Below are 13,516 nucleotides of genomic sequence, written 5' to 3' on the forward strand. Positions count from 1 at the left end.
CTGAATGTCTAAAACATGCGTGGTGACGGGCGGAGCTGGATTCATTGGATGCGCGTTGTCCGCCAAATTGGCAAACCGTTTCGATCGCGTGGTTGTCATCGACAGTTTGCATCCGCAGATCCACGCAGAGCGAAAGCGTCCCGCCGACCTTGATCCGCGCGTTGAACTCGTGGTTGCCGATGTGACCGAGGCCTCGACCTGGCCGCAGGCACTGGAAACCATCCGACCTGAAGTTGTGGTGCATCTAGCTGCCGAAACGGGCACGGGTCAGTCGCTCACGGAGGCCTCTCGCCACGCGATAGCAAATGTTCTTGGCACCACCCGCATGTTGGATGCTTTCGCCACGGCATCGCACGTTCCTGAGCGTTTTGTCCTGGCTTCGAGCCGCGCGGTCTATGGAGAAGGGGCATGGCGGTCCAGGAAAACAGGCGAGATAACGTATCCCGGTCAGAGATCGAAACAGCAGCTCGAACGCGCGGAGTGGGATTTTGCCGGGCTCGAACCTCTGCCGATGGACGCGGTAACAACGATACCGAACCCAACCAGCATCTACGGAGCAACGAAACTAACCCAGGAACAGATATTGCGGGCTTGGGCCCTTTCGTTCGGAACAGCTGTCAACGTGCTTCGGCTTCAGAACGTATATGGTCCTGGCCAATCGCTGACCAACAGCTACACGGGAATCGTGTCGTTGTTCATCAGGATGGCGAAGGAAGGCAAGAGCATCCCGGTCTATGAGGACGGGGATATCGGACGCGACTTCGTCTTCATCGATGATGTGGCGTCGGCTCTCGACAAGGCCACGGCCACGGATCTGTCACAGTCGCTCGCCTATGATGTCGGCACCGGGTCCAAGACCACGGTTCTTGACCTGGCAAGGATCGTCGCAAAAAGATACGGGGCGCCGGAACCGCACGTCAACGGCATGTTCCGCAACGGCGACGTTCGCTGCGCTGTCGCCAACATCGACAGGACGGTGCGCGAACTGGAATGGCGACCTTTGAAAAGCGTAGACGAGGGGATCGGTCAGCTTTCCGAGTGGATCGATTCACAAATTGGCTAGAATTATGAGATCGTGACAAGGGAAGCGTTCTGCCGTCGAAAATGCTTCCATGGGAGACGTGGTCCCTATACCACGTGGATGTGATATTTGCAGGGACTTGGCGATGCGGCGTGCGGCGATATTTTTCTTCTATGACGAACGCGGCCAGGTTGATGACTATATATTCTACCTTCTAGAAAAATTGCGGCCATTCGTGGAGACGATTATTTTTGTCTCAAACGGGGCAATTTCAAAATCATCGGAAGTCTCACTGCGATCCACGGTTGACGAAACTATCATCCGCGAGAATACAGGATTTGACGTTGGGGCGTATCGCCAAGGGCTCGAGTTCATCGGTTACGACAAGCTCGGCGATTATGATGAAATCCTTTTGCTTAACCACACATTCTACGGACCTGTTTTTCCGTTCTCGGAAATGTTTTCGGAAATGGAACGCCGGGACTGCGATTTTTGGGGCATATCCGGTCACAGGGAAATGGCGCCCAATCCTTTCACAGGGCAAGGGAGCTTGGCTGGCCATCTAAATTCTCATTTCATCGCGATAAGAAGGGCGATGCTTATCTCGATCGCTTTCCGGAATTATTGGGAAAGCATGCCGCAAATTAAAGACTATAAAGACTCGGTGTTGATTCACGAGTCACGTTTTACCAAGTTTTTTGAAGATCTCGGATATTCATCTTCGATATATGTTGAATCGGATGTATACACGTCGAAATATCCGATATTCATTGAAGTCGATGAGACTGTTGCCAACAGGAATCCAATCTTAAAGAGACGGCTTTTCTTTAATGACCCGATTTTTTTGGAGCAGAATGGCATCGATTTGCCGCGTGCTTTGCGGATGCTCAAAGAGAGATCGGACTACGACCTCAATCTGATTTGGCGCAATGTCCTGCGCTCTTCGGAATTGAGAATCCTCAACACCAACGCGGCGCTGATGAGTGTCTTGCCGGACAAGCGGATTAAAGGCGACGGTACTGCTGCCGACTATGGCAAGATCGCTGTCTGCGCGCATATCTACTACACCGATATGCTCGACGAGATACTGGGCCTGACCGGCAATATCCCGGTACCCTATGATTTCATTGCCACCACGAATACGCCGGAAAAAAAAGCCGAAATCGAAACCGTTTTGGCGAAACGCCCTGGCGTGAAGAACGTCATCGTCCGCGTGGTCGAGCAGAACCGCGGCCGTGACATGTCCTCGCTTTTCATCTCCTTGCGAGATCTGCTTGTCGACGATCGCTATGACCTTGTTTGTCGCCTGCATACAAAAAAATCGCCTCAAGTGCAGTCGTCGATGGGCAACCTGTTCAAGCGGCATATGGTTGACAATCTGCTGCATAGCCGTGGCTACGTGCACAACGTGTTGGATATGTTTCTCGACAATCCTTCGGTCGGCCTGGCCATTCCGCCTATCTTTCATATCTCCTATCCGACAATGGGGTTCTCGTGGTTTGCCAACAAGCCAAAGGTTGAGGAAACCGCGCGGCTTTTGAATATCGACGTCAAGTTCGATGAGAGCACTCCGGTGGCTGCCTATGGCACCATGTTCTGGTTCCGGCCACGCGCCTTGCGCAAAATGTTCGAACACAGGTGGAAATGGGAGGAGTTCAATGCCGAGCCGGATCATGTCGACGGCGGCTTCGCCCATGCGCTGGAGCGGCTGATCGCCTACGCGGTTCAGGATGCTGGATATACAACGCAGCACATTATGTGCGCGCATCAGGCGGAGCACAACTACACCATGCTGGAGTTCAAGCTGCAAAAGCTCGCCAGCTTCATGCCATCAGGCGACTTCCCTTGGCAGAGTCATCTGTTGTCCGAGTGGAAGAAGGCCGGCTATCCCTTGGGAAGCCATGTATCGGCCACTGCGGCACCAATGCCGACGTCGGTGAAGCATTCTCTGGCTGAACTCAATTTGGCCGTCAAAAGCTCTTTGAGGTTCAGGGCGCCTATCCTGTTCAAAGCACTAAGACCGATCTATCGCGGCACGAGGGCGGTTTTGAAACCGAACTCTCGGCGTAGTGGCGGATGATGGCGGGCATCAGACAGGTTCACGGTCTAGTCAGGAGCATCAAGGTGCGTCGTATTGCCGTATTTTCTCTCTACAACGAGCATGGAATTGCCGATGACTATGTCATCTTCCTCCTCGAAAAGCTGCGCGAGTTTGTCGAGAGGATTGTTGTCGTATCCAATGGAAATCTTTCCAAGCTTTCGGAAATAGCAATCAAAGCCAGCTGTGATCAGCTTCTGGTCCGGGAGAACGTGGGATTTGATGTATGGGGATACAAGACCGGTATTGACGCTGTCGGCTTTGACGCTCTTTCCGAGTATGATGAACTTATCCTGCTGAATGACACCTGCTACGGGCCTCTTTTCCCGTTTTCGGAGATGTTTTCGGAAATGGAGCGCCGGAATTGTGATTTCTGGGGCAGCGCTGCCCATTCGAAAGTGACGCCAAATCCGTTTACCGGAACAGGCCATCTGCCCCGCCACCTCACAGCAAACTTCATTGCTGTCCGCGAGAAGATGCTGAAATCACGTGCCTTCAAAACATATTGGGAAAATCTGCCGGCGATCAAAACTTACATCGATGCGATCATGCTTCACGAGTCGCAGTTTACCAAGCATTTTACAGATCTTGGCTACTCGGCGGAAGCGTATGTCGATCCGGATAAGTATGGTTCGCAATATCCGGCGTTTATTAACGTTGATGAGACGATCATCAATCGCTTTCCCTTGCTAAAGCGACGTCCGTTTTTTCATGATCCGACGTTTTTGAATGCTCAAGGCATTGATTTGCCGCGCGCTTTGCGAGTTCTTGAAGAGACATCCGACTACGATCTCAATCTGATTTGGCGCAATGTCCTGCGCACTTCGGAATTGAGGAATCTAAACACCAATGCCGCACTGATGAGCGTTTTGCCCGATGAGCGAGCCAAAGACGGCGACGCTCCTTCCGACTACGGCAAGATCGCTGTCTGCGCGCATATTTACTACACCGATATGCTGGAAGAGATACTGGCGCTGACCGGCAACATCCCGGTGCCCTATGATTTCATTGCCACCACGGATACGCCGGAAAAAAGGGCCGAGATTGAAGCCACACTGGCAAAACGCCCTGGCGTGAAGAACGTCATCGTCCGCATCGTCGAGAAAAATCGCGGTCGTGACATGTCCTCGCTTTTCATTTCCTTGCGCGATCTGCTTGTCGATGACGGCTATGATCTTGTCTGCCGCCTGCATACAAAAAAGTCGCTTCACGTGCAGGCGTCGAGAAGCAACCTGTTCAAGCGGCATATGCTTGAGAATTTGCTGAATACGCGTGGCTATGTCCACAACGTGTTGGACATGTTTCACGACAATCCGTCAGTCGGACTGGCCGTTCCGCCTGTCGTTCATATTTCCTATCCGACCATGGGGCACGCATGGTTCTTCAACAAGCCAAAGGTTGAGGAAACCGCACGGCTTTTGAATATCAAGGTCAAGTTCGATCAGGACACCCCGGTGGCTGCCTATGGCACCATGTTCTGGTTCCGGCCACGCGCCCTGCGCAAAATCTTCGAACACAAGTGGAAATGGGAAGACTTCAATGCCGAGCCAAATGATGTTGACGGCGGCTTGGCTCATGTGCTGGAGCGGCTGATCGCCTATGCGGCTCAGGATGCCGGATATACCACGCGGCACATCATGTGCGCGCATCAGGCGGCGCACAACTACACCATGCTGGAGTTCAAGCTGCAAAAACTTGCCAGCCTGATGCCGTCAGGCGACTTCCCTTGGCAGTGCCATTTGTTGTCTGAGTGGAAGAAAGCCGGTTATCCCGTGGCAAACCATCTACCGCCCGCTGCGTCATCGTCGCAGACGTCGGTAACGTCAGTGAAGCGCTCTCTGGGTAAACTCAATTTGGCCATTAAAAACTCTCTGTGGTTCAGAGCGCCTACCCTGTTCAAAATACTGAGACCGATCTATCGAGCTGTGGCCAGGCCCTAAAATCAAACTCCAGGCATGGGGAAAACGCTGTGCGCTTTTTCCTGGAAGGCGGGCATCATTTGGCAAGCCGCATGTCGGCGTCGTGTAGAAGATCGCATGTGGCCGGCCTTTTTTGGCGACACCGAATGGTTTAATGGGTGCGGTCGACGTCCTGCCAGATGGTGCCATTCCAACCAGCGGTCTTGGAATACCTGTTTTTCAACGCTATCACGGGCATCGAGGGCGCAACCTGGAAACACCGCCTCTCGATGATGTTTGCGTGGCAGGATGTGGTTCGGTGCCGAAGGCGATCCCATATCGGAGCGTTCTAATTCTAAGTGCCATCTGCACCAGAGAGAGATTAGGTCGATGAGGCGCCTGGCAATCGCATTTTATTACGATCAAGAAGGCAAGATAGATGAGTATTATTTTCACCTGATTGCATCGATAAGGCCCTTTGTTGAAAAACTGCTGGTCGTTTGCAACGGTCCGGTAGACGACGAGGCCCGATCTCGCCTTTCTGACGCTACCGACAGCTTTCTAATCAGGGAAAACAAGGGGTTCGATGTCTGGGCCTATCGGGCTGCCCTCGAACATATCGGGTGGGATGAGCTTTCACACTTCGAGGAGATATTGTTTTTCAACCACACTTTCTACGGGCCGATCTTCCCCTTTTCCGAAATGTTCGCGGAGATGGACCAACGTCACTGTGACTTTTGGGGAATCTCCGCCCACAAGGCGATAAGGCCCAATCCGATCGACGTCAGAAAATCGGAACTGCCCTTCCATCTCAATTCCCATTTCATCGCAGTGCGGCGGTCCTTGCATCAGTCGAAGGCGTTTCGTGACTATTGGACCCGGATGGTGTCCATCAACTCCTATATGGAGTCAGTTGCGAAGCACGAGACGGTGTTCACAGCGCATTTTCAGGCTTTGGGCTACACCTGTTCGGTATTGCTCGATCCGGAACGATACAGGACGCCATACCCGGTTTTCATGGAGCCGGACAAAACGCTGGAGGACCGGAGCCCGATACTGAAGCGTCGCCTCTTTTTTCACGACACGCTGTCCCTCGAGCGCGCGGCCATCAACCTGCCGCGTGCCTTGGAGATCGTAGAAAACCAATCTGACTATGATTTGTCGCTGATATGGAAAAGCGTTGGCCGCTTGGGCTCGCCTCGTACGCTAAATGGCAATGCCGCGTTGCTCTCCGTCCTGCCGGACATCCATATTGGCGCGCAAAGGAATTGGGACGATTATCGGATAGCAGTTCTTGCGCATGTGTATCACGTTGACATGATCGATGAGGTTCTCGGCTATGCCGAAAACGTGCCGAAAGGCTACGATCTGATCGTCACGACCGACAATGCCAACAAGCAGGCATTGATTCAGCAAGCAGTCGCGAAGGCGACGAACGCCAGGAATGCGGTCGTCCTGGTCGTCCGGAACGATGGCAGGGACACTTCCGCCCTTCTTGTCGGTTGCCGGGACTATGTACTCGAGGATCGGTACGACTTGATCTGCCGGATTCATTCCAAGCGATCTCCCCAAGACGGCCCGAGGGGAGAGTTGTTTAAACTCCACACTTTTGAAAACCTTCTTCATACGCCTGGATATGTCTCGAATTTGCTTGAACTCTTTGCCAACAATCCAGCGCTTGGTCTCGTCATGCCGCCGTTGGTTCATATTGGATATCCGACCATTGGAAATTCATGGGCTGGCAACAAAGCCAACGTAGCGAAGCTTGCCCGACAGTTGGGTTTGATCGTGCATCTGGATGATAGTACACCTGTCGCGCCTTACGGTGGGATGTACTGGTTTCGTCCTGCAGCTCTAAGGAAGCTTTTCGAAGAAAAGTGGGGCTGGAACGATTTTGCCAATATGGATTATCGGGATGGAAGTTTGGTCCACGCCATAGAGCGGATCATAGCCTATGTTGCAATCGACGCCGGCTATACCTTCCGGCACGTGATGACTGCCGGGCATGCTGCTCACAACTACGTAATGCTGGAGGCTAAATTGCAAGCCCTATGCGAGAACGGAGCTCCGGCGGAATTTGGAAACTATGGAGTGGTAAGATCCTTTCGTGGCCTCATCTTCTCGATCAAGAGATCGATTGTAGCCAGATCGCCATTAGCGTTCAGGATTCTCCGGCCACTCTATCGCGGCCTACGAAGGATAATCGCGTTCGGGGATTAGCCAGATCGCGATACAGCAAACTGAGCTCTCTTACGTGGGCAAAGTCGCTCGTGAGGGGCTCCAAGTGCCTCGCGCGTTACTGTCCGCGCCCGCATCAGCCACGGGCGAACAGACCACGTATCAGTCGCAAAGGTGCGGTCAGCCGCCAACTGCGCGACGTGAGTATCGCGTCGCGCTCATTGGCGATGCCGATTATGTCCCGCAGGAGAGCATCGCGTTCGGCGATCAAGCTAGCTTGGGCATTTACGAGGGCATCCCGTTCAGCGATTAAGCTGGCTTGGGCGTTTACGAGGGCATCCCGTTCAGCGATCAGAGTGTCGCGAGTTCCGACGAGGGCATCACGTTCGTCCGCCAAGCCGCGGATTTCAACGGATTGCTGTTCCAGAAAGCTCGCAAGCCTCGAATTCTCTTGACGGACCTGCTCTGTCTCGGTGCTGCGCGCGCTGAGTTCACCACGCAATTGCGCGACCGCCAATTCCTCCGTCGCCATGGCTACCGAAAATGTTTCGCAGGCTTCGTCGAATCTCGTCCGCATAATATCCAGCTGAGCAAGCAAGCCATTGTCTTCATCCCCGGCGGCGATTGTGGTCAGAATTTGATAGGTCTCGCGGACCAGCGACGTAACATCTGGATGATTATGCACATCTTCGAGCGTGGACCTTTCATGATAAAGGTCTGTCGTCAGAAACTGCTCGATCTTGACGTCCGACTGGTCGGGCTGAGCAGGCCAGACGACACCTGTTTTTTCAGCTGCGCGGTCCATATGCTTTCGCCAGTCGACCAGGAACCCTTCATATGACAGAATATATCGCGGCATGTGTCGTGAATGATATTCAGCTTCGAGCACATGCCTGAGCCACAACAGAAGGGACTCTGGCAGTGTGATTTTGTCTCGCCGGTGCAGCGAATATGCGACCTCAAGAGGATTGCGTACCGGCAGAAGGGCGACAGGGCTGACATTCATTTCGTCCAAGATCGACGACATGAACGGAACAAATCTGCATGTCCGCGGGTCTTTGATAACGATCAATGGTTCGTCACCGAACTCGTCGATGAGCAGCTGTTTGATTTTCTGACGACACGGCTCTGTTGCCTTTGAGTTCATCCTTTGCTGATCGAGTTGACGCCAGTCAAGCCAGGACGAGCCTGCTAATGCGAGCAGTTCGTCGTGGGCAAGGGCAAGGGGCGCGCTCTCGAAGAATCCGCGCGGATTGGCCGCGTGCGACGGCAGCGGGGTCTTCGGGCCGGCTGCTCCCAATGCATTGATTACGCCCCCAAGCGCCGAGGTTCCGCTCCTGTGCATTCCCAGGATTAAGATGGCTTGACGCCTCGGTCCCTGTGGCAATCCGGCTGTTGGGGTTATCAAATTGAAGGTGCTTTTCGGTCCGGTTGGTCAACGTTCAGTACGCTTAGACCAGGCTCTATCAAAGCGTCAATTCTATGAAGATCGCATGCGGGGCTGACAGGGTGCACCCGATCTCTGTTGTTCGGCCGTGACTTCGCCAGTGGTTTTGGACCGTTGAAGGCCTGCGGAAAAGGAGGATGCTACGACTATCGAGCCCTCGCTCGACCTCGATATCGAATATCCCGAGACGCCTTAAGCCAGCGACTCCACCCGGCCAGCTCGAAGTGTGAGTTTCTTCGTGCAGACCCGCCGGATGAGCGCATCGTCGTGGCTTGCCAACACGATGATGCCGGCCTTTTCCGCCAGTTCGTCCATGCGTCGCTTGGCTTTTTCCTGGAACGACGCGTCACCGGCGCCAATCCATTCATCCATCAGCAGGATTTCAGGCTCGAGAGTGGTCGCTGCTGCAAACGCCAAACGTGCCGCCATGCCTTGGCTGTACGCCTTGAACGGCAGGTCGATGAAGTCGCCCAGTTCGCTGAAATCGATTATTTCTTCCATTTTCTCTTCGATCTCGGCCGCCGTCCAACCACTGATCAACCCTCTCAGCACGATGTTTCTGCGCCCGGTGGCCTCGGGACGAAACCCTATGTGGATGTTGAACAGGGCATCGACCTTGCCGGTGATCGATATCGTACCACCCGATGGCTGGTAGATTCCGTATAGAACCTTGAGCAGGGTGGTCTTGCCGGCGCCATTCGGGCCGACAAGCCCTAACCGGTCGCCCGCCTTGAGCTCGAAGCTGACACCGTCGAGCGCCTGCACGACCTGTTTGGTGCCCGACTTGGCTATATTGCCGCCGAGAGGGCTCCGACGCCGGCCGGGCGCCGAAAGCGTCAACTTTTCAAACAGTCGATAGACGAGGCTGACATTGTTCAGTGTGATGGAGGTCATGGAACTCAAATCAGGAAAACGATGCGCTTGCGATAAAGGCCCAGCAGCAGCAGCGCAATAGCCCAGAGGCCGAGGCAGAAATAACCTGTCACCGCCAAGGAATGCCCCGGAAATATGCCCGCCGTGATCGGCTCGCGCACGCCCTCCAGGAAATAGGTGAACGGGTTCCAGTGATAGGCATATTCTTGAACGCCCTCTTGCCCACTATAGACCCAGAAGACAGGCGTGAAGAACATGCCCACCCGCATCAGGTTGCCAACGATGAATTCGCTATCGGGAAAGAATGCGCCCAGGAACGCAAAAACCACCACAAATGCAGGGGTTGCCAGGATGAGGAGCAACAATCCCACCAAGGACAGCAGCCAGTTTGTGTTGATTCCGTAACCGCTCAAAAGCAGAATGAGAACGCAACCCGCCAGCGAATAACCAGCTCGAATGATGCATTGCATCGTCAACCGCATCACATACACGAACAACGGCAGCGTCGTGCCCTGAATGAAGCTCGCTTCGCGTTGGAAGAGAGACACGCTCATGGTGATGGTCTCGGTAAGATAGAACCACACCAGCATGCCGATGGCCACATAGGCTATATAGCTTGGGTTGCTTGCGTCCTTGGTCACGAAAACAAAGGCAAATGTGCCGACGAAAGCGAAATAGTTGACCAGCATCCAAAGCGGGCCGAGCGTCGTGCGTCTGTGCTGGTCGCCGATGTCCTCATGGGCAAGCGCGATCCAGACTCGGTGTAATCTCATGGCTTTTGAGATGTCGTCAAAAGCGCCGTTTAGTGCCGCAATCATAGCTGGGAATATCGCAATCCGTTGTTCTGGCGCATTGTCCTTCGCTGGCCATGGCGAACCACCACACCCATCTCTAATAGCCATTTCGACGGGCATATGGCAACGCATTGCGTCGTAACGAGGTCAAGAGCAGAGTCAACTGCGGCAAAACTGGGCACGTGCTGATACCGTGCGGTTTCTTTGTTAGCTGAGACTAATATCAGGCTCGCGGCAATCACCCAAGAATGATGCACCACGCTTCTCCATTGACCGTCCGCTCTTGCCGAAAAAACCTCTGGCTATGACTTCGAGCCCACAGTATGCGATACAAAGCGACGGGCCGGAAATCGCGCTTTGAGAAAACTGAACGGCCATGAGCGATTTTCGTGTTCGCACTTTGCTGGTGTTCACGTCCACGAGCCTGGAGCCTGGTGCCATCCGATGAAGCTGGAATCTGTATTCGGACTTCGGCCACGGATGCGCCTCGCCTTCATGAAGAACTCAAGTAAGGTGTTCGACATTCGTGGATAGGGCAGATCTGCGCATAGCGGTGCTGATGGGCACGAAAGACGGCGCGGCGTTCATTGATGAGCAGTTGCAATCCCTGCTCGCACAGTCGCATCCGCTCATCGACCTCTGGATCTCCGACGATGGCTCCGTCGACGGCACGGTTCCCATCATCGAAGCCTGGAAGTCCCGCTGGACAAAGGGTCGAGTGACGTTGGTGGAGGGGCCGCACCGAGGGTTCGCCGCCAATTTCCGCTCGATGATACTCGACCGGCGTATCGATGCCGACTTCTATGCCTTCAGCGATCAGGACGATGTCTGGGAACCGGACAGGCTGGAAAGTGCCATCCAATGGATGCAGGCGTTCGGCGCGGAAACGCCGTTGATGTTCTGCTCGCGAACCGCGACCATGACCGAAACGGGAAGCCTTGTCGGCCAGTCGCCATTGTTTCGGCGGCCGCCATCCTTCCGCAACGCGCTCGTGCAAAGCATCGCCGGCGGCAACACCATCCTGCTCAACCGCACGGCACGCGATCTGTTGGCAAGGGCTTCGGCACGCACGGGCTTCGTGAGCCACGACTGGTGGGCCTATCTGGTTGTCACCGGCGCCGGCGGCGTTGTCCACTACGACCCGCGGCCCCTGGTGCACTACCGGCAGCACGCGGCGAACCTTGTCGGCGCCAACGTGTCGTGGCTGGCAAGGGTCTCGCGGCTTGGGCGCCTGTTCAAGGGCGAGTTTGCCGACTGGACCGATCTCAACCTTGCCGGTCTGGCGGTCAATCGCGACCTCCTTACGCCGGATGCCGCGGCGTGCCTCGACCTGTTCGCAAGCGGTCGGAAGGGCAGTCTTTTCCAGCGTTTGCGCACTCTGCCCGCAAGCGGTGTCTACCGGCAGACTCTTGCCGGGACCCTAGGGCTTTATCTCGCATTCGTCCTGGGTCGCATCTGAAATCGGATCGCTTCAAGGCGCGTGGTCGAGCGGTGACCTCGTGCTCTATTGGCCCGAGCGTTTCTTCGCTGTTACAAGTTGAGGGCGATACGTCGAGGAACGCCGAGCTGTTCTCGCATGAGGCCAGCGAATGCAGTGACCGCCGTCGGAAGGGGCTTGCGCCAGTGCGAGAACCATCTTCATGAGACGCCCGCGGTTTAATCCGTGGACGTGATCGCCCGCGCCCTCTCAAGCGTCAATGCCACGATCGCCGCCGCTCTGTCCGGGTTTGCAGCCTCCGAATAGCAGCGAAGTTCTGGTGCGTTGCCGGAGGGCCGCAAATGGATGATCTCACCAGTCTGCATTCGCATCCTTAAGCCGTCGGTCTCGTCGACTTCGGCAACGGTCCCGAAAGGCGCCAGGAATTGCTGCAATGCATCCCGATCCGCAAGGCGGCGCATCAAGCTGTGCGAGCTTTCCACCGGGAAGTTTTCAAGTCGCTCGCTTGCGCAAACCGGAAGCTTCCAAACCTCGCGCAGCTGCGACAGCGTTTTTCCTGTCGATGCAACCAGACCCAGGACGGCGAGGATCGGGAGTAGGGAATCCCGTGTCGGTAATGCCGTCAGTGTCTTTCCGCGCAGGGAACAATCCGATCCCAGGAGAACGCCGCCATTGGCCTCGAAGCCGACGACGATGCGACCGGCATGGTATGATGCTTCCATCCCTTCGATAACAAAGGGAGATCCGACCTTCGTTCTCACGACCTCAAAACCGAAAGCTTTCGAAATGCCCGAATTGGAGGTCACCGGCGTTACGACGACGTCTGCCCGCAAGAACAAGGCCGTGGCGAGGCCGATCAGGTCGCCGCGAAAGAGATCGCCATTTTCGTCGGCGATAAGCGGACGATCGGCATCGGCATCTGTCGACACGATGGCATCGAGGTCGAATTCCCCAGCCCAACGCTTGAATTTGGCAAGTGTGGTCGGGCTGACGGCTTCGGTGTCAACGGGCACGAAGGTCCCGGATTTCCCGACAGGCGTCACATGAGCGCCAAGGGATTGGAGAATCTCGACCAGCAGATCCGCCGCCACCGAGCTGTGCTGATAAACGCCGACCCTCATGCCGGAAAGGGAGCTGGGCTCCAATATGATCTCGGCGCGCGCGCGATAGGCGGCGATCGCCTGATCATGGCGTGTCGGCAAGGCCGTTCCTGGCGGAGGCGGAGGGCGATAGGCTCCCGATCTTCCGGCGGCGTATTGTGCCATGGCGGCTTCATCGGCCTTGCTGATCTCGCCGTGCGGGCCGTAAAATTTGATACCGTTGCGGTCAGCGGGAATATGCGAACCCGTCACCATAAGTGCCGCTGCGCCATGCTGCTGGCCGTACAGCGCCAAAGCCGGTGTTGGAATAGCGCCGCAATCGATCGGTTGAAGCCCGCTTGCCGCCAGGGCCGCCATGCAGTTGGCGGCAATGGTGGGGCTGCTGTCGCGTAAGTCACGGCCCACCAGCACCATGGCATTTGGCTGAATCCCGCCGGCAGCCAGGCGCCAGGCGAAAGCCTCAGTATAAAGCCCACTTGGGTTCCCGACCAGTTCCGAAGCCAGGCCTCTGAGGCCACTCGATCCAAATTTCATCACTTCGCTTTGGCTGATGAGAGGGAAGGTTGTCATATTGAGGTAGGTTCCCCTGTTAACCGAAAAGCGCTTTGCCGCCCACCCGAGGTTTCCTCGAGAGCTTGAAAAATAGTGCGTCGCGATGAACGAACGGGC

Annotated in this window: 9 protein-coding genes; 5 read left to right on the forward strand and 4 right to left on the reverse strand. The window is 55.3% G+C overall.

All coding sequences use genetic code 11. The features are described 5' to 3' along the window. Window positions 1-4 precede the first annotated feature (4 nt). From AB4Z43_RS18590 to AB4Z43_RS18605, 4 genes are all read left to right on the forward strand, one after another. Window positions 5-1,063, forward strand: coding sequence for an NAD-dependent epimerase/dehydratase family protein (locus AB4Z43_RS18590; RefSeq protein WP_038645475.1), 1,059 nt, complete (start codon window positions 5-7; stop codon window positions 1,061-1,063). A 103-nt stretch (window positions 1,064-1,166) separates the two neighbouring features. Beyond that, window positions 1,167-3,101, forward strand: a complete 1,935-nt coding sequence (locus AB4Z43_RS18595; RefSeq protein ID WP_441938683.1) for a rhamnan synthesis F family protein — start codon at window positions 1,167-1,169, stop codon at window positions 3,099-3,101. A gap of 44 nt (window positions 3,102-3,145) precedes the next feature. Then, window positions 3,146-5,059, forward strand: a complete 1,914-nt coding sequence (locus AB4Z43_RS18600) for a rhamnan synthesis F family protein (RefSeq protein ID WP_441938684.1) — start codon at window positions 3,146-3,148, stop codon at window positions 5,057-5,059. 348 nt (window positions 5,060-5,407) lie between these two features. Next, window positions 5,408-7,237, forward strand: a complete 1,830-nt coding sequence (locus tag AB4Z43_RS18605) for a rhamnan synthesis F family protein (protein WP_441938685.1) — start codon at window positions 5,408-5,410, stop codon at window positions 7,235-7,237. Between the two features lie 94 nt (window positions 7,238-7,331). Here the strand turns inward: AB4Z43_RS18605 and AB4Z43_RS18610 are convergent, their stop codons facing one another. The 3 genes from AB4Z43_RS18610 to AB4Z43_RS18620 form a co-directional block, all read right to left on the reverse strand. Beyond that, window positions 7,332-8,540, reverse strand: a complete 1,209-nt coding sequence (locus AB4Z43_RS18610) for a sulfotransferase family protein (RefSeq protein WP_441938686.1) — start codon at window positions 8,538-8,540, stop codon at window positions 7,332-7,334. 294 nt (window positions 8,541-8,834) lie between these two features. Continuing rightward, window positions 8,835-9,536 carry an ABC transporter ATP-binding protein gene (locus tag AB4Z43_RS18615; protein ID WP_441938687.1) on the reverse strand — a complete coding sequence of 234 codons (702 nt, stop codon included), beginning with the start codon at window positions 9,534-9,536 and terminating at the stop codon, window positions 8,835-8,837. Between the two features lie 5 nt (window positions 9,537-9,541). Continuing rightward, window positions 9,542-10,429 (reverse strand): ABC transporter permease, encoded by an 888-nt coding sequence (locus tag AB4Z43_RS18620; protein WP_236952106.1) that lies wholly within the window; start codon window positions 10,427-10,429, stop codon window positions 9,542-9,544. A 406-nt stretch (window positions 10,430-10,835) separates the two neighbouring features. Between AB4Z43_RS18620 and AB4Z43_RS18625 the strand changes: the two genes are divergently transcribed. Further along, on the forward strand, window positions 10,836-11,768 hold the full coding sequence (locus AB4Z43_RS18625; protein WP_441938688.1) for a glycosyltransferase family 2 protein: 933 nt from the start codon (window positions 10,836-10,838) through the stop codon (window positions 11,766-11,768). Window positions 11,769-11,965: 197 nt separating this feature from the next. Here AB4Z43_RS18625 and AB4Z43_RS18630 read toward each other — a convergent pair whose 3' ends face one another. Then, complete coding sequence (locus AB4Z43_RS18630; RefSeq protein ID WP_148307352.1) at window positions 11,966-13,417, reverse strand: phosphomannomutase; 1,452 nt, start codon at window positions 13,415-13,417, stop codon at window positions 11,966-11,968. Window positions 13,418-13,516: the final 99 nt, after the last annotated feature.

Source organism: Mesorhizobium sp. 2RAF45, from assembly GCF_052115225.1.
Taxonomy (GTDB): domain Bacteria; phylum Pseudomonadota; class Alphaproteobacteria; order Rhizobiales; family Rhizobiaceae; genus Mesorhizobium; species Mesorhizobium jarvisii.